At 42.8% G+C, this 17642-nt stretch carries 20 protein-coding genes; 18 read left to right on the top strand and 2 right to left on the bottom strand.

The window, feature by feature from the left end:
* Positions 1-55: 55 nt before the first annotated feature.
* On the top strand, positions 56-697 hold the full coding sequence (locus tag V7L95_RS04395; RefSeq protein ID WP_007500066.1) for an NAD(P)-dependent oxidoreductase: 642 nt from the start codon (positions 56-58) through the stop codon (positions 695-697).
* Positions 698-728: 31 nt separating this feature from the next.
* Here the strand turns inward: V7L95_RS04395 and V7L95_RS04390 are convergent, their stop codons facing one another.
* The gene (locus tag V7L95_RS04390) at positions 729-1520 is read right to left on the bottom strand and encodes a C39 family peptidase (RefSeq protein WP_017357898.1); all 792 of its coding nucleotides are present in this window, start codon (positions 1518-1520) and stop codon (positions 729-731) included.
* 230 nt (positions 1521-1750) lie between these two features.
* On the opposite strand from V7L95_RS04390, the gene V7L95_RS04385 reads away from it, so the two are divergent.
* The 17 genes from V7L95_RS04385 (at position 1751) to V7L95_RS04305 (ending at position 17443) form a co-directional block, all read left to right on the top strand.
* Complete coding sequence (locus tag V7L95_RS04385) at positions 1751-2926, top strand: ATP phosphoribosyltransferase regulatory subunit (protein WP_017357899.1); 1176 nt, start codon at positions 1751-1753, stop codon at positions 2924-2926.
* Positions 2919-3566, top strand: a complete 648-nt coding sequence (gene hisG, locus V7L95_RS04380; protein WP_007500071.1) for an ATP phosphoribosyltransferase — start codon at positions 2919-2921, stop codon at positions 3564-3566. The genes V7L95_RS04385 and hisG overlap by 8 nt, the downstream gene beginning before the upstream one ends.
* Positions 3563-4852 (top strand): histidinol dehydrogenase, encoded by a 1290-nt coding sequence (hisD, locus tag V7L95_RS04375; protein ID WP_340968229.1) that lies wholly within the window; start codon positions 3563-3565, stop codon positions 4850-4852. Before hisG ends, hisD begins: the two co-directional genes overlap by 4 nt.
* Positions 4849-5433, top strand: coding sequence for an imidazoleglycerol-phosphate dehydratase HisB (gene hisB, locus V7L95_RS04370; protein WP_017357901.1), 585 nt, complete (start codon positions 4849-4851; stop codon positions 5431-5433). Before hisD ends, hisB begins: the two co-directional genes overlap by 4 nt.
* Complete coding sequence (gene hisH, locus V7L95_RS04365) at positions 5433-6071, top strand: imidazole glycerol phosphate synthase subunit HisH (protein ID WP_048003039.1); 639 nt, start codon at positions 5433-5435, stop codon at positions 6069-6071. Before hisB ends, hisH begins: the two co-directional genes overlap by 1 nt.
* Positions 6068-6805, top strand: coding sequence for a 1-(5-phosphoribosyl)-5-[(5-phosphoribosylamino)methylideneamino]imidazole-4-carboxamide isomerase (gene hisA, locus V7L95_RS04360; protein WP_048003040.1), 738 nt, complete (start codon positions 6068-6070; stop codon positions 6803-6805). Before hisH ends, hisA begins: the two co-directional genes overlap by 4 nt.
* Positions 6802-7560 (top strand): imidazole glycerol phosphate synthase subunit HisF, encoded by a 759-nt coding sequence (gene hisF / locus V7L95_RS04355; RefSeq protein WP_008348145.1) that lies wholly within the window; start codon positions 6802-6804, stop codon positions 7558-7560. The genes hisA and hisF overlap by 4 nt, the downstream gene beginning before the upstream one ends.
* On the top strand, positions 7557-8186 hold the full coding sequence (gene hisIE, locus V7L95_RS04350) for a bifunctional phosphoribosyl-AMP cyclohydrolase/phosphoribosyl-ATP diphosphatase HisIE (protein WP_048001953.1): 630 nt from the start codon (positions 7557-7559) through the stop codon (positions 8184-8186). Before hisF ends, hisIE begins: the two co-directional genes overlap by 4 nt.
* A 130-nt stretch (positions 8187-8316) precedes the next feature.
* Entirely contained in the window at positions 8317-9777 is a 1461-nt protein-coding gene (locus tag V7L95_RS04345) for a tetratricopeptide repeat protein (protein WP_024719882.1), read from the top strand.
* A 364-nt stretch (positions 9778-10141) separates the two neighbouring features.
* Positions 10142-11515 (top strand): NlpC/P60 family protein, encoded by a 1374-nt coding sequence (locus tag V7L95_RS04340; RefSeq protein ID WP_340968219.1) that lies wholly within the window; start codon positions 10142-10144, stop codon positions 11513-11515.
* 234 nt (positions 11516-11749) lie between these two features.
* Complete coding sequence (gene trxB / locus V7L95_RS04335; RefSeq protein ID WP_024719880.1) at positions 11750-12700, top strand: thioredoxin-disulfide reductase; 951 nt, start codon at positions 11750-11752, stop codon at positions 12698-12700.
* 357 nt (positions 12701-13057) lie between these two features.
* Positions 13058-13522 carry an 8-oxo-dGTP diphosphatase gene (locus V7L95_RS04330; protein WP_008348133.1) on the top strand — a complete coding sequence of 155 codons (465 nt, stop codon included), beginning with the start codon at positions 13058-13060 and terminating at the stop codon, positions 13520-13522.
* A gap of 39 nt (positions 13523-13561) precedes the next feature.
* Positions 13562-14449 (top strand): RNase adapter RapZ, encoded by an 888-nt coding sequence (rapZ, locus tag V7L95_RS04325; RefSeq protein WP_025208027.1) that lies wholly within the window; start codon positions 13562-13564, stop codon positions 14447-14449.
* Positions 14450-15409 (top strand): YvcK family protein, encoded by a 960-nt coding sequence (locus tag V7L95_RS04320; protein WP_008348128.1) that lies wholly within the window; start codon positions 14450-14452, stop codon positions 15407-15409.
* 17 nt (positions 15410-15426) lie between these two features.
* The gene (whiA, locus tag V7L95_RS04315) at positions 15427-16377 is read left to right on the top strand and encodes a DNA-binding protein WhiA (protein WP_008348125.1); all 951 of its coding nucleotides are present in this window, start codon (positions 15427-15429) and stop codon (positions 16375-16377) included.
* 26 nt (positions 16378-16403) lie between these two features.
* Positions 16404-16661, top strand: a complete 258-nt coding sequence (locus tag V7L95_RS04310) for an HPr family phosphocarrier protein (protein WP_008348124.1) — start codon at positions 16404-16406, stop codon at positions 16659-16661.
* A 38-nt stretch (positions 16662-16699) separates the two neighbouring features.
* Complete coding sequence (locus V7L95_RS04305) at positions 16700-17443, top strand: arylamine N-acetyltransferase (protein ID WP_035701499.1); 744 nt, start codon at positions 16700-16702, stop codon at positions 17441-17443.
* A gap of 58 nt (positions 17444-17501) precedes the next feature.
* On the opposite strand, the gene V7L95_RS04300 is transcribed toward V7L95_RS04305, so the two are convergent.
* Positions 17502-17642 (bottom strand): IS3 family transposase (locus V7L95_RS04300; RefSeq protein ID WP_340968982.1); only part of this gene is annotated, 141 nt, incomplete at its 5' end.

The following is a 17642-nucleotide window of genomic DNA, read 5'->3' as shown; positions in this document are numbered from 1 at the left end:
ATTTTGGTTACATCTTAAGTGATCAAAATAACCTTATATTGTAGGAGGAATTTACATGAACATTGGAATCATTGGCGCAACAGGTAAAGCAGGACAACACATTTTAAAAGAAGCTCAATCGAGAGGGCACGAAGTAACGGCAATCGTTCGAGATGCACAAAAAGTGACTAATTCATCAGCAGCTGTTTTAGAAAAGGATGTTTTTCACTTAGAGGCAGGAGACGTCAAAGGTTTTGATGTGATCGTAAATGCATTTGGTGCGCCAGCAGGACAAGAGCACCTTCATGTAGAAGCAGGGAAAAAACTCATTCATCTCTTGAAAGAGACACCAGAAACGCGTTTAATCGTCGTGGGAGGTGCTGGAAGTTTATTTGTAGATGAGGCCAAAACAACTAGACTGATGGACACACCGGAGTTTCCAAAGGAATACCTTGCTACTGCTTCACACCAAGGAGAAAACTTAAAAGATCTTCAAAAGACCGAAGGATTAAAATGGACATTTTTAAGTCCAGCAGCCTTCTTTAATCCAGCAGGCAAACGGACAGGTGCTTATGTGAAAGGCAAAGACCATCTTATCGTCAATTCAAAGGGTGACAGCTATGTGAGTTATGCTGACTACGCCGTTGCGCTTGTCGATGAGATAGAACAAGCTGCTCATGTTGGAGAACGTTTTACTGTGGTTTCTGAAGCAGAATAAGAATATAAAAACCCCGCTATTTAGCGGGGTTTTATGCTTTAATGATAATCGCCTGGCTGCCCATCTGTTTCCAAGAATCCTCAAACTGTTCACGATCGACTTTTTGATTCTTCTCTCCGTATGGGTTATTTAAGTAGACATGATCTTTGTCATAGCCTGTGATGACCACGCTGTGCATATTAAAGCTGATATCTATTTTCCCATTTGGTGTATTCCATGTTTCAATGTTATCTGTTTTGGCAAAGGTCGAAGTGGTAATGACCCAGACAGGATAACCTTTTTCAAGTGATTGATAGATGGCCTTTTTGACTGGCTTGCCGGTTAAGTCCACCGCTTGATTACCTGCATATTTTTTCGCAAGCTGATAAATGGGTTCGTGGTACACACCAAGACCTGGCCCATTCTCCATATCGCCTACAAACCCGTCATGAGGGTCTCCTTTTAAGCCATTCTCATAATTGAGCGGGACACGCTTAATCTCGTTTGCCAATGCGTTTTTCGTTATATGCTCATAGCCGCTGTAATGAAGAAGCATGGCTAAGCTCGTGACTTCGCATCCGTTATAAAGCTTTGGTGCATCCATTTGATTAAAGAGGATGACGTCCATGGCTTTTTTATTTCCTTTTAAACTAGAATGTGTTGTTTCTGTTTTTTTCGTAGAATGCGTTTCTTCTGCTGCTAGTGCGGTGTCATTTTCTTTTTCTTTGGCTTCTTGCGGTGACGTTGTTTTCTTGACTTGGTCGAATTGTGAAATGAAAATAAAGCCGAAATAAACAAGACATGCGCACAACAAAGTTAAGATTAATGTCTGGATGAATTTCACTGTAATCTCCTGTGTTATTCAATATTTTTAAGTATTATAGCATGTTCCTAAAGCAAAGAGATCAAAAAGGATTAGGTGTCATTTTAATGTAATATATGAACAAATGATTAAGGAAAAAAAGGGGAAAATAAAAATGATTGATTTAATCACTTTATTTTGTTAGCATATTATCATATTAGCGAACTAAAGGATTCGGAATTTTTTGTTTTAATGTGTTGGAGGTGCGGAACATGTTCATGTTTGAAAAACCATATGGTATGCGAGATTCATTACCAGGATTGTATGAGACGAAGAAAAGAGTTAGGCATTCTTTAACAGAGGTCATAAATAGTTGGGGTTATCGTTTAATGGAAACGCCAACGCTTGAATTTTACGATACAGTCGGTGTTCAATCGGCGATTACAGATACGCAGCTGTTTAAGCTTCTTGATCAAAATGGTCAAACCCTTGTGCTTAGACCTGATATGACGGGACCAATTGCGAGAGTGGCGGCTTCAAAGCTTCACGAACAGGCATATCCGCTTCGAGTCGGTTATGCAGCCAACGTGTTTCGGGCACAGGAAAGAGAAGGCGGAAGACCTTCTGAATTTGAGCAAGTCGGTATTGAATTGATCGGTGATGGTTCGATTAGTGCAGATGCTGAAGTCATAGCGCTTGTCGTGTTTGCATTAAAAAATGCTGGACTTCAATCCTTCAAAATTGCGATCGGGCATGTGGCTTTGGCTGAGACCTTGTTTTTAGATGTACTAGGGAATACAGAGCGGGCGAACGTATTGCGCCGATTTTTATATGAAAAGAATTATGTGGGATACAGGCAGCATGTCAAACAATTGCCGCTCTCATCCATCGATAAAACAAGGCTGCTCCAGCTTTTAGAGCTGCGTGGCGGTCAAGAAGTGACCCAGCAGGCTGAAGAAATTGTGGTGTCACAAGAGGGCAAAGAAGTGCTGGCGGAGTTAAAGGCGCTGTGGGAGACACTTGAAGATTACGGCTGTACAGAATATATCCGTTTGGATTTAAGCATGGTTAGTCATATGAGCTACTATACTGGGATTTTGTTTGAAGTATTTGCAGATCATGTTGGGTCTGTGATCGGAAGTGGAGGAAGGTATGATCAATTGCTTGCTCACTTTGATGCACCCGCACCTGCTACAGGCTTCGGACTTCGATTAGACCGTCTTCTTGAAGCGCTCGACGCAAAAGAAATAAATGAGCCCCAAGAGGCTGTGATTTTTAGTAAAGAACAGCGGCTTGAAGCATTTGATTTTGCAGAAAAAGAGCGGACAAAGGGCAAAAGGATTGTTCTCCAAGACTTAGCAGGTATTGAAAATATCGATGCCATGACCAAGGCATTTGAGCAAGTGACTTATTTTATCGGCGCTAGAAAGGAAGAGCAAAATGGGTAAAGTGTTGACAATGGCAATGCCAAAGGGGCGGATATTTGAAGAGGCAGCAGGGCTATTAAGACAGGCTGGATATCAGCTGCCGGAGGAATTCGAAGATTCAAGAAAACTAATCATTGATGTGCCGGAAGAAAATCTCCGCTTTATTTTAGCGAAGCCAATGGATGTGACGACATATGTAGAGCACGGTGTAGCAGATGTGGGCATTGCAGGGAAGGATGTCATGCTTGAAGAAGCACGGGATGTGTACGAAGTGCTCGATTTAAACATTAGCAAATGTCATTTAGCTGTAGCGGGCTTGCCGGGAGCCAGCTGGGGCGGTGTCGCGCCGCGTGTGGCCACAAAGTACCCAAATGTCGCTTCTTCTTATTTTAGAGAACAAGGTGAGCAGGTGGAGATCATTAAGCTAAATGGTTCCATTGAATTAGCACCGCTCATCGGACTTGCCGATCGAATTGTTGACATTGTCTCCACCGGTCAAACACTTAAGGAAAATGGACTTGTCGAAACGGAACATATTTGTGACATTACGTCACGTTTTATTGTCAATCCTGTGAGCTATCGAATGAAGGATGCGGTAATCGATGAAATGGCGCAGCGTCTGGCAAGAATCATCGAAGGAGAAGGGGAGGAAACATCATGAACATCACCTACATACAAGAAGGTGAGACAGACACTCTCTCACTCAAGCGTTCTCTAGATACAGGAACGGAAGAGCAGCGACTGGCTGTTCAGCGGATTATCGAAGAAGTTAGAAAAAATGGTGACGAAGCCGTACGGTCTTTCACGAAGCAATTTGACGGTGTCTCTATTGAACAGCCACTTGTGACGGAGGATGAAAAGACAAAAGCCTACGAACGTTTGGACCCGGAGATGATCCAAATCATCAAAACGGCGATCCGGAATATTCGAACATACCACGAGCGTCAGCTAACCTCCTCTTGGTTTTATCACCAAAAGGACGGCTCAATGCTAGGTCAGAAAGTAACACCGCTCGATGCGGTCGGTGTATATGTCCCAGGCGGAACGGCCGCCTATCCATCATCTGTTTTAATGAATGTGATCCCGGCACTTGTTGCCGGCGTTGAGCGAATTGTCCTTGTGACACCGCCAGGAAAAGACGGTCGTCTATCTGACGCTGTACTAGTAGCAGCGAAGGAGCTGGGCATTTCAGAAATGTACAAAATGGGTGGTGCTCAGGCGATAGCCGCTCTTGCATATGGAACGGACAGTATCCAGCCTGTTGATAAAATCACCGGTCCAGGAAACATTTATGTAGCACTTGCCAAACGGGAAGTATTTGGTCAAGTAGACATTGATATGATTGCGGGCCCAAGTGAAATTGCTGTTTTAGCAGATGAAACGGCAACTGCACATGAGGTGGCAGCTGATTTGCTTTCACAGGCAGAGCATGATGCATTGGCATCTAGTATTTTGGTGACACCATCTAAAGGATTGGCTGAAGCAGTGCAAGCAGAGGTGCAAGCGCAGCTTGATAATTTGCCAAGGAAATCAATCGCAGCACAATCTATTCAAGACCATGGTTATATTTACGTGACAGAATCTTTGGATCATGCAGTTGATATCGTGAACCAGTTAGCCCCAGAGCATTTAGAAGTGCTGACGGCGTATCCAGAATCACTACTTGGTCAAATCAAGCATGCTGGAGCAATTTTCTTAGGGCGTTACAGCCCAGAGCCGGTAGGGGATTACTTCGCAGGACCGAACCATGTGCTACCAACAAACGGGACGGCAAGATTCTCCAGTCCGCTTGGTGTCACGGATTTCCAAAAGAAAACGAGCATCATTTCATATAGCAAAGAAGCCTTCGAAACACATAGGGAAAGCATTGCGGCTTTTGCAAGATTAGAAGGGCTTGAAGCACATGCAAGATCGATTGAAGCGAGAAAGCGGGAGGAATCAAAATGAGACAGGCGGAAACAGCGAGACAGACAAATGAAACGAACATTTCGTTAGCGCTAGAGATTGATGGTGAAGGAAAAGCGGATATTCAGACCGATGTCCCTTTTATGACGCACATGCTCGACTTATTCACGAAGCACGGACACTTTAACTTAACTGTAGATGCAAAAGGAGACACAGATGTCGATGATCACCACACAACAGAAGATATTGGCATTGTGCTTGGGCAGATGTTGAAAGAAGCGCTCGGGGATAAGAAAGGAATTAAGCGCTACGGCTCTAGTTTTGTTCCAATGGATGAAACTCTCGCCCAAGTCGTCGTGGATTTAAGTAATCGTCCTCATTTGGAAATGAGAGCGGATTTCCCGAGTCAGAAGGTCGGCACCTTTGATACGGAGCTGGTTCATGAGTTTCTTTGGAAATTTGCCCTTGAAGCACGAATCAATCTGCATGTGATCGTTCACTATGGAACCAATACCCACCATATGATTGAAGCCATTTTTAAAGCGATGGCACGCGCCTTAGATGAAGCAACAACCATTGATCCGCGTGTGAAAGGGATTCCGTCGACAAAGGGGATGCTCTAATGATTGGCGTCATTGACTATGGAATGGGAAATTTGTTTAGCGTATCAAAAGCACTGGAACGAGCAGGAGCGTCTTATATCGTGTCTTCTGAAGCAGAGGAGCTGAAAAAGGCAGATGCGTACATTTTGCCAGGCGTCGGTTCGTTTCGTGATGCGATGCAGCTGTTAAGACAGACAGGACTTGAGACGTTTATCCACCAAGTCGTGCAGGAAGGAAAGCTGTTATTTGGCATTTGCCTTGGCATGCAGTTGTTGTTTGAAGAAAGTGAAGAAGCAGGTAAAACAAAAGGGTTAGGCCTTTTAAAAGGACGTGTCGTTCTTTTGAAGGATCGTGATCAGGATGGACAAAGGCTGAAGGTACCTCATATGGGCTGGAATGAGCTCACATTTCATCAACCCTCTCTGTTGTTTGACGGTGTGCCGGAAGGATTTGCATACTTTGTTCACTCTTATTATGTGAGCGGCATGAATCCAGAAGATCTATTGGCAAGTGCGCCCTATGGCGTTCAAGTACCTGCCGTTGTTGGGAAGGGGAATGTGTTTGGAACGCAGTTTCACCCTGAAAAAAGCAGTACAACAGGAATGGCACTGCTGAAACAGTTTATTCAATTAGCAAACGAACAGAGGGTGAGCAAATGAGTGATTTTATATTATATCCAGCAATTGATATGAGAAATGGCAAATGTGTACGACTTGTGCAAGGAGACTATGACCAAGAAACCATTTATGGAGATTCACCGTTAGACATGGCGAGACGGTTTGCAAATGAAGGAGCAAAATGGATACATCTCGTTGATTTAGATGGCGCAAAAGCAGGAAAACGCGTGAATCACGAGCATGTGCTGGCGATTGCTTCCTCATTAGATGTGAATGTTCAAATTGGCGGCGGCATTCGGACAGAAGAAGATGTTGCATTTTATTTAAACAATGGCGTATCGAGAGTCATTCTTGGCAGTTCAGCGGTGTCAAACCCGGTTTTTGTGAAAAAAATGTTGGCGCAATATGGGGAGAAAATCGCCATTGGCATTGATGCACGAAACGGTTTTGTATCGACTGAAGGCTGGCTTGAAACATCGGAAGTGAAGGCGGAGGAACTCGGTAAGGAACTGGCAAAGGAAGGCGCAGAGGTCTTCATTTTCACGGATATTCAAATGGACGGCATGCTGTCTGGTCCAAATGTGGAAAGTACGGTTCGATTAGCAGAAGCAACTGGCAAACAAGTCATTGCCTCAGGTGGTGTCAGTGCAGTAGGTGATCTGCAAAAGCTGTCAGCACAAAAGCAGACAGGTGTGTCTGGTGCCATCATTGGCAAGGCGCTGTATACAAAGCAATTTACTTTAGCAGAAGCGTTTGAAGGGCTTGACAGCATATGATGACAAAACGAATCATTCCATGTCTTGATGTAAAGGAAGGGCGTGTGGTCAAAGGGATCCAATTTCTAGGGTTGAAGGATGCTGGTGATCCGGTCGAATTAGCGCAGATCTATGACGAGGAAGGTGCGGATGAACTCGTCTTTCTTGATATTTCTGCCTCTCATGAAGGCCGAAAAACGATGGTGGATGTGGTCAAACAAGTGGCATCCACTCTCGCTATCCCGTTCACGGTGGGCGGCGGGATTAACCACCTTGATGACATGAAGCGTATATTAAGAGCGGGGGCAGACAAGGTGTCTGTGAACACAGCGGCTGTTTTAAGACCGGAGCTAATAACAGAAGGAGCCGACTTTTTTGGTTCACAGTGCATAGTTGTTGCGATTGACGCGAAATACGATGAAGAGAAACAAGCATACATGGTCTATACGCACGGAGGACGCCGTCAAACGGATTTAGAAGTGAGTGACTGGGCGAAAGAAGCCGTGCGAAGAGGAGCAGGCGAGATCTTGCTGACTAGCATGGATGCCGATGGTGAGAAAACGGGCTTTGAGCATCGTTTGACGAAGCTTGTATCAGAAGCAGTCACAGTGCCAGTTATTGCTTCAGGAGGTGCTGGCAATGCGCAGCATATGCTGGAGGCTTTTACAAAAGGTGAAGCTGATGCCGCACTCGCAGCCTCTATTTTCCATTATAAAGAAACCTCCATTCAAGAGGTGAAGACATATTTGAGAGAACACGGGGTGAAGGTAAGATGAAACAGGCAAACGAATTAACCTTTAATGATGCAGGTCTCATTCCTGCCATTGTACAGGATGCTCAAAGCAAGGAAGTTCTTACTTTGGCGTATATGAATCAAGAATCCTATGAAAAAACATTAGAGACAGGGGAAACATGGTTTTTTAGCCGGTCGAGAAATGAGCTTTGGCACAAAGGAGCCACATCTGGACACACCCAGCGTGTTACATCTATTCGCTATGACTGTGATCAAGATGCCCTGCTTGTTCTAGTGACACCAAGCGGCCCAGCCTGCCATACAGGCAGCTATAGCTGTTTTTCGGAAGAGGGCGTGAAACAGCAAAGGGGAGAACAAAACCGCTTTGCTATTTTAAATGAACTGGAACAGGTCATTGCGAAGCGGCAGATGGAAATGCCAGAAGGAGCGTATACAACCTATTTATTTGAAAAAGGAGTCGACAAAATCCTGAAAAAGGTAGGGGAAGAAGCTTCTGAAGTCATCATTGCAGCGAAGAACCGTGATCAAGAAGAATTGAAATGGGAAACAGCAGATCTCCTGTATCACCTTCTTGTGTTATTACGTGAACAGCAGCTGCCTCTTGATGATGTATTAAAGGTATTGAAAAAGCGCCATCAAGGGGAATGAAAAGCTGGGGGTACCCCCGGCTTTTTGCTTTTAAATGAAAAACAAATCCTTCCTTTCCTTTTGTTCTATGTGACGACTCATGAAGTATGTTATACTACACACGGTACACTGTTCGAAATGGAGGGTATCGGTGAGTAAATACACTTCTCAAAATAATCACACACAAGTCGTCCAGCTATTCCAAGATGGGCATTACTTTTTTCATAAAGGTCTAAAAGCATATAGAGAAAGAAATCTGTCTAGGGCAAGTAAGCTGATCCAGCGGGCCATCGTACTTGAGCCTGAAAATGTAGAAATGCTGTCGCAGCTTGCCATTATTTATACTGAAATGGGTCATTACCAACAATCTAATGAACTGCTTGATTTTATCCTTGAACACTTGGATGAGAACATGTCAGAGTGTCACTACTTTAAAGCCAATAATTATGCGAATCTCGGTTTGTTTCAAGAGGCATATAGATGCGCCACTGCTTATGCTGCGCTGGAAGAAGACGGGGAATTTGCAGATGAAAATGACGATCTCCTCGATCTGCTTGATATGAGTGACGATGTTGATGAAGATTTTCCTTATGATCAGGATGATCTGATTGTAAAGCAGGATCAAGCCAACCATTTGCTAGAAAGCGGCAGGCTGGATGAAGCAATCGAGATGCTGGAACAGATGATTGTTGAGTATCCAGAGTTTTGGTCAGCGTATAATAATCTCGCTTTGGCCTATTTTTATTCTGGCCAAATCGATCAGGCAAAAGAAATGTTGAACCGGGTCCTTCATGAAAATCCCGGTAATCTGCATGCCCTTTGTAATCAGCTTGTTTTCTATCATTATGAAAAAGAAGAAGAAAAGGTCAATCTGTTAGCGAAGCAATTAACGCACGTGTATCCAATATTAAGTGAACAGCGTTATAAGCTTGGCGCAACATTTGCCCTTGTTGGAGAATTTGAATGGGCATTTAAATGGCTTTATTCTTTGTATAAAACAGGTTTCCAAGGTGATAGTACGTTTTTATACTGGCTGGCAAGTGCAGCCTATTATACGGGCCACAAAACGCTGGCGCAAACCGTCTGGGATAAGATGGTGGAAGAAGATATTGATGCAGATGAAATCAAGCCGTGGCAAGATAAACCAGAGGAGTCTGAGCCAATGGTTTCAATTGAGGAACGACTCACTGCCTACTATGTCAGCAAACAAAAAGGTGAACGTGACGTCTTGCAATCTGTTCTTGATTCCCGCGCTGCGAAAACGGCCTTTGAACAGCAGTTTATTGAGTTACTTTTATTTGAAGATCAAATGGAAGAAAGATCGTTTTCAGAAGATGCGGTCTTCGCAAAACAGGCGGCATCTGCTTTGGAAGAAGCGGTGCAGCCTGATAGCCACATGCCATATTTTTGGTTATTCCATATTATTCAGCAAGCACGCGCTTCAGGCGTAGAGAAGAAAAATGCCATTGCATGGGCAGCAGCTTCTTATTATCTATGGATGAATGAACAAGAAGAATCAGCTGTCAGCAAAAAAGAGATCGCAGCTTCTTTTCAGATCAGCGTTCAAACGCTGTCAAAATATGAGAATATTATTTGTGCGTTCATGGTTTGAATAGGTAAATAGATTCAGATAACAGCAGCATGGCCGAAAAGGTCATGCTTTTTTCTTGGATAAAAAGGTGGGATTTGCTAGGATTTGGCGAAGTATGACAATCTCGACATCTATTTGAAACATAAATGTAATAAAAATATTAGCTCATTTTGTCGATGTGTCATGTATAATGAAACTCGTGGATTAAAACAAAGACATATATTTAAATATTTTACTATACATAATGCAACACCTAGTGATAGAAACAATCTGGTCAACATCTGACTGAATCATCAGGAAGAAAGACACAGGAAGCACAGATTGGTCGCAGAGAATTTGCTGCTTTCTCATGTCGCTTGGGAAATTGTCAAAGGAGGAACTATACGTGAAAAAGTTTATTACTTTCGGTTTAGCTTCGGTGATTGGAGCGAGCGGTTTATTTATTCCATTTACTCATGAAGCAAATGCACAGAACTTTGAACAAAAGAAACAAGAACTAGACAGCAAGCAGTCAGAGGTAAACAAGAATCTTCAAAAGAAAAAAGAAGAGCTTTCAAAGCTTGAGGCAAAACAAGAGGCACTTGCGCTAAAGCTAAAAGAAATTGACGAAAAAGCTTTAAAAACAAGTGATCAAATCGAAGAAAAACAAAAAGAAAACGAAAAAACAAAAAAAGAAATCAAAGCACTGAAAAAAGAAATTGCTGATACAGAAAAACGTATCGAAGAAAGAAACGAATTCTTGAAAAAGCGTGTACGTGCGCTTCAAGAAAGCGGTGGTTCTACGAAATACATAGATGTATTACTAGGAGCAAAAAGCTTTAGCGATTTCATCAGCCGTGCAGGTGCTGTATCTACATTAATCAACGCAGACAGCGAAATCATTAAAGAACAAGAAAAAGACAAAGCAGAATTACAAAAGTCTGAAAACGAATTAAATACAAAGCTTGAAGATGTTCAAAAGACGCTTGCAAAGCTTGAAACACTTCAAACAGACTTAAATAAACAGCTTGATGAGAAAGACAAGCTATTCAAGCAAGTGAAAAAGCAAAAAGGAAGTGCTTCTTCTCAAATCAGCGAGTTAAACACTGAGGCAAACAGCATTGCATCTGAAAAAGACGCAACAATCGCTGCTCAAAAACAAGCTGAAAAAGAAGCAAGAGAAGCTGCTCAAAAGGCAAAAGAAGAAAAAGCACAAAGACAACAGCAGCGTCAAGCTAGTGTTCAAGCAGAAGACAACAGCTCTAATAACGACAGCGGTTCTTCTTCAAATAACAGTGGATCTTCAAATAACAATAGCAGCAGTTCACCAAGCAAAAAGCCATCTTCTGGCGGTGGATCACCTGTCAGCAATAATGTAGGCGGAATCGAAGGTGCAATCAGCACAGGTTCTACGATTGTAGGACAATCTCCATATAAATGGGGCGGCGGCAGATCACAAGCCGATATTGACGCACGTCGTTTTGACTGTTCTTCATTCGTTCGCTGGGCATTTGCATCAGCAGGCATCAACCTTGGACCAGTTGGCGGTACAACAACAGATACGCTTGTAGGTAAAGGAAGAGCTGTAAGTGCATCTGACATGAAACGCGGAGACCTTGTGTTCTTTGATACGTATAAAGTAAATGGACACGTTGGTATTTACTTAGGAAACGGTACATTCTTGAACGATAACAGCTCTCGCGGTGTTTCAGTTGACTCTATGAGCAACGTTTACTGGAAAAAAGCATTCAATGGCGTTGTAAGAAGAGTCGTTGAATAAATCATTACTTACTATATAACCGTAAACAGGCTTCCTTAAACAGCAGTTTAAGGAAGCTTTTTCTTTTTTTGAAGATATGAGCAAATGATTCGCTTATTATCCGCAGATTTAATAGGATATGGGTAAGGAATAAAAGCTAAGAGTGGAAATGATGCTCTCTGTCATGAATGGAAGCATCACCCAAGGGCATTCTAATAAGAAATGCTAGCAGCAATTGAAGAGGGAGTGACAGTTGTGTCAGAAGAAAAAATCTACGATACGATCATCATTGGAGCGGGTCCTGCCGGAATGACAGCCGCTGTTTATACATCACGGGGAAATCTTTCAACACTGATGATTGAAAGAGGAATTCCAGGCGGCCAAATGGCGAATACGGAAGATGTCGAGAACTATCCGGGCTTTGAAAGCATCTTAGGGCCGGAACTTTCAAATAAAATGTTTGAGCATGCAAAGAAATTCGGTGCCGAGTATGCGTATGGCGATATTAAAGAAATTGTAGATGGAGAAGAGTACAAAATCGTCAAAGCTGGTTCCAAAGAATACAAAGGACGCTCTGTCATTATTGCGGCAGGTGCTGAATACAAAAAAATCGGTGCACCAGGCGAAAAAGAACTTGGCGGCCGCGGCGTATCATACTGCGCTGTATGTGACGGTGCCTTCTTTAAAAACAAAGAGCTTGTCGTGATTGGTGGAGGAGACTCAGCAGTAGAAGAGGGTGTTTACCTCACTCGCTTTGCATCTAAAGTCACTATTGTCCATAGACGCGACAAACTTCGTGCCCAAAGCATCTTACAAGCACGTGCATTTGATAATGAAAAAATCGATTTTATGTGGAACAAAACCGTTAAAGAAATCAATGAAGAAAATGGGAAAGTCGGCAGTGTGACATTAATTGATACCGTGACAGGTGAGGAAGAAGACTTCAAAACAGATGGCGTCTTTATCTACATCGGTATGTTGCCGCTGTCTAAACCATTTGAAAATCTAGGGATTACAAATGCAGAGGGCTACATTGAGACGAACGAAAGAATGGAAACAAAAGTTGAAGGAATCTTCGCAGCTGGTGACATTCGTGAGAAAACACTTCGTCAAATCGTCACAGCAACAGGTGATGGAAGTATTGCAGCACAGAGTGCACAGCATTATGTAGAAGAGCTTGCTGAAAAGCTAAAAGCAATGAAATAAACAGCTGTCGTAAATCCTTAATATTGCGTCACGGGCTTTTAACTGGAATGTAACACGGGTGAAACAATTATCCGTTATGATAAAACTAGTAATTGACCCCCTTTTATAAGGAATACATGTTTGGCACGGATGTGAATCCGTGTCCTTTTTTTTGCTTAAAATCAGAAATTCACGAGATGTTCACAAATGACGCATGGAGAACCGTTACATGTTGTAAAATAAAGAATAGAGAAAGTGCCCGTCACCATATTCATACGAAAACCTGTCTGTTTTCAGTGAAGAACGGGCATGTTCATTGTGGGAGTCATGATGAACCTGTATAATAAGAAAAAGACATAAAAGAGTAGGTGACAGCTGATGCAACGAGTAACCAATTGTGTGCTGCATCACGAAGATCAAGTTCTCTTGCTGCAAAAGCCAAGACGAGGCTGGTGGGTAGCACCTGGCGGCAAAATGGAGAGCGGAGAATCGGTCAAGGATTCAGTCGTTCGAGAATTTAGAGAAGAAACAGGCATTTATATTTTAAATCCGCAGCTAAAAGGCGTGTTTACCTTTATCATAAAAGAAGGCGATCAAATCGTTCAAGAGTGGATGATGTTCACCTTTATGGCAGATTCCTTTACAGGAAAAAACGTATCAGAGTCGGAGGAAGGCATTTTAAAATGGCATGATGTAAAAGATGTACCCAGCTTGCCGATGGCTCCAGGAGATTCCCATATTCTTGACTTCATGTTGAAAGGGAAAGGACTTCTCCACGGCACTTTTACGTATACACCAGACTTTGAGCTGATTGCTTATCGATTAGATCCTCAAGGAGACTAATAAATGAACCGTTTTCATAAAGAAGGAGAGGGAGCAGGCATGAATACGCACAAACAAGATGATATTCAGCTTGTGATTATTACAGGGATGTCAGGTGCGGGGAAAACCGTTGCCATCCAAAGCTTTGAAGACTTAGGTTACTTTTGTGTGGATAACTTACCGCCATCACTTTTACCGAAGTTTCTAGAGCTTATGAAGGAATCCAATTCAAAGATGAGCAAGGTGGCCCTTGTGATGGATTTGCGCGGACGCGAATTCTTTGATAGCTTAATTGCAGCCTTAGATGAAATGAGTGATCTTGGTTGGATCACACCAAGAATATTATTCTTAGATGCAAACGATAAGGTACTTGTCTCAAGATACAAAGAAACGAGACGTTCGCATCCTCTTGCGACAACAGGTTTGCCGCTCGAAGGAATCGCGATGGAACGCGATCTGTTAGAAGAGTTAAAAGGCCGAGCTCAAATGATTTTTGATACATCGGATTTGAAACCGAAACAGCTTCGAGAAAAGATTGTCACACACTTTGCTACGAATCAGGGGCAAGTGTTTACAGTGAATGTGATGTCATTTGGCTTTAAGTACGGCTTGCCAATTGATGCTGATCTTGTATTTGATGTGAGATTTCTGCCGAATCCTTACTATATTGAGAGCATGCGTCCACAGACTGGAAATGATGAAGAAGTACGCTCCTATGTCATGAAGTGGAGTGAAACGCAAAAGTTCACAGAGAAATTAATCGACCTTCTCAGCTTTATGCTTCCGTCCTATAAACGAGAAGGGAAAAGTCAGCTGGTGATCGCTATTGGCTGTACAGGTGGACAGCACCGATCAGTGACGCTAGCGAACTACTTATCGGAGTATTTTAAAAATGACTACTATACTCATGTCACTCACCGGGACATTGAAAAGAGAAGCAGAAAATAGATGACGACACTTCCAAAGGTGGTCATTCTTGGCGGAGGCACTGGCTTATCTGTTTTGCTCAGAGGGCTAAAAACAAAGCCAGTGGATATTACCGCTATTGTAACGGTTGCTGATGATGGAGGCAGCTCAGGCAGACTGCGACATGATTTGAATATTCCGCCTCCAGGCGATATTCGGAATGTCCTTGCGGCACTTTCTGATGTCGAACCGCTTGTAGAAGATTTATTTCAGCACCGTTTTAATAAAGGGAATGACTTAACAGGCCACTCTCTCGGCAATCTCATTCTTGCGGCTATGACGAATATAACCGGTGATTTTTTTCATGCCGTCACAGAAATGAGCAAGGTCTTAAATGTGAGAGGAAAAGTATTGCCAGCAGCGAATTCAAGTGTTGTTCTTCATGCTGAATTAGAAAATGGGCAAGTGGTAACAGGAGAATCAAAAATCCCAACCTATGGTGAGCGAATTAAACGAGTGTTCCTCACACCCGATACGATTGAACCGCTCCCAGAATCGATTCAAGTCATTCGTGAAGCCGACTTGATCGTCCTCGGACCTGGCAGCTTGTATACAAGTATCTTGCCAAACTTGCTTGTACCGCATATTGGCGAAGAAGTGATTCGTTCTAAGGCGAAAAAAGTCTATATTTGTAATGTCATGACACAGCCGGGGGAAACGCTTTCCTACAGTGCAGCTGATCATGTGCAGGCACTAAACGATCATATGGACCGACCATTTATCGATACGATATTTGTGAACAATAAAGAAATTCCAGAAGAAATCAAAGCAAAATATGCAGAAGAGCAGGCGCAGCCTGTACAATTCGACACAGATGTACTCAAAGCCATGGGACTAGAAGTCATCCCTGGGGAAATCATTACATATGACCAGCATGTGATTCGTCATGACACGCTGAAAGTAGCTGCGCTGCTTGTCGATTTGCTGCATCAGAAAAAATAGGAATGGGGGTGGCAAGGATGTCATTTGCATCCGAAACAAAAAAAGAGCTGACTAATCTGGAAGTGAAGGACTGCTGCACAAAAGCAGAGCTTTCTGCCCTCATCCGTATGAACGGTTCATTATCTTTTTCTAATCGAAAATTGATTTTAGATATCCAGACAGAGAACGCAGCCATTGCAAGACGTATTTATACTCTTTTGAAAAAGAAATACGATGTGACTGTCGAGCTGCTCGTTCGTAAAAAAATGAGATTAAAAAAGAATAATGTGTATATTGTCAGACTGGTAGAACGAGCGAAAACCATTTTAGAGGACCTGAAGATATTAGGTGAACAATTTGTATTTGAACGTAACATTTCAGAAGAACTTGTGAAGAAAAGATGCTGCAAGCGTTCCTATATGAGAGGTGCTTTTTTAGCAGGAGGTTCTGTGAATAATCCAGAAACCTCTTCGTATCACCTTGAGATTTTTTCACTATACAAAGAACATAATGATGCCCTTTGTGAGCTCATGAATCAATTCCATCTTAATAGTAAAACACTTGAACGCAAAAAAGGCTTTATCACATACATGAAGGAAGCGGAGAAAATTACGGAATTCTTAAGTGTTGTGGGTGCTCATAACTCATTGCTTCGTTTTGAAGACGTGCGCATCGTCCGAGATATGAGGAATTCTGTGAACCGGCTCGTCAATTGTGAAACAGCAAACTTGAATAAAACGATCGGTGCCTCACTGCGCCAGGTTGAAAATATTCAATTCATTGACGAAAAGATTGGACTAGACGCCCTGCCAGATAAGCTGCGTGAAATTGCGCAACTGCGTATTGACTACCAAGAAGTCACACTAAAGGAACTTGGCGAAATGGTGGAAAGCGGCAAGATCAGCAAATCAGGCATTAATCACCGTTTAAGAAAGCTAGATCAAATTGCAGAACAATTAAGAAACGGACAAGCTGTTACACTCAAATAGGGAAATAAAAAAGGGAGGCAGATCATATGGTGGAAAAAACGGTCACAATTCAGCTGAAAACGGGTTTGCAGGCACGTCCGGCTGCTTTGTTCGTTCAAGAAGCCAATCGTTTTGGTGCTGATATTTTTCTAGAGAAAGATGGGAAAAAAGTCAATGCGAAGAGTATTATGGGACTGATGAGCCTTGCGATCAGCTCTGGGGTCACCGTCAAACTAATAGCTGATGGAGCAGATGAACAAGAAGCCATCGATGCGTTAACGGATTTTATCAATCAAGAAAACTGAGTCTCTTCAAGGGCTCAGTTTTTTTAGGAGGGAAAGTTGTGATTCAATCAGCCTTTTTACAGAAAATTGGATACGAAGCTTCGTCCATTACCTTTGAACAATTGCCTGATTTACTAAGGAAGATGGCTTATACCTTTCCTTTTGAAAATAGATCTGTGGTGGGTAAACACGCTTATGCTTTGGATCAAGAAGGTTTGAAGCTTCATCTTCTGGAAGGCAGCAGAGGTGGGCTTTGCTATGACCTCAATCCGCTCTTATATTATGTCTTAAAAGAGGCAGGTCTCGCTGTACAGCTCGTTCAAGGGACCGTATATAACAAAGAAGCGGAGAAGTGGGCACTGGATGGGACGCATGTAGCCATCGTCCTTCAACATCACCATGAGCGCTACCTCATTGATGCAGGATTTGGTGTGAATTTACCCCTTCAGCCCGTCCCTTTTACAGGTGAATGGGTGGAAGCACCGTCCCTTCGTTTTCGAGTGAACGCAGAGGAAACAGAAAAAGGAACCCATCTACTCCAATTGGATAGGGGAGCGGGTGCTGAAACAGGTTATGCTTTTACATTGAAAGAAGTCGGTGAAGATACACTTGTGCAATTGAGGCATGAGATTTATGAAAATGAAGCCTCTCCTTTTAACAAAAGGCCGCTTGCATCCAAACTGACACCAACAGGTCGTGTGATCGTGACAGAGGATCATGTCACGATACATGAACAGGAAGAAGTATCGAAGAAACCACTCTCACAACCGTTTGAGGAGTACGTACAAAAACTGCTTCCGTAAACAATATGAAAAAAGACAGCCCTTTTTGAAGTGACCCCCTAAATTTAGACGCGGTTTTTTATGAGATAGCTTTCGAGGCATGAGTTCGATATTGTATCGGACTCATGCCTTTTAGTTTTGTTTTTATACGTGTGTGATTGTAGTAGTCAATATATTGTTCAAGTTCTTGCTTGAAGTGTTCGATGTTCTCAAATTTTTT

This window comes from Bacillus sp. PPSBB_11 (genome assembly GCF_038023285.1).
In the GTDB taxonomy this organism is placed as follows: Bacteria; Bacillota; Bacilli; order Bacillales; family Bacillaceae; genus Bacillus; species Bacillus altitudinis.
The sequence above is the reverse complement of the archived record's forward strand: the minus strand, read 5'-3'. Positions and strand labels throughout refer to the sequence as shown.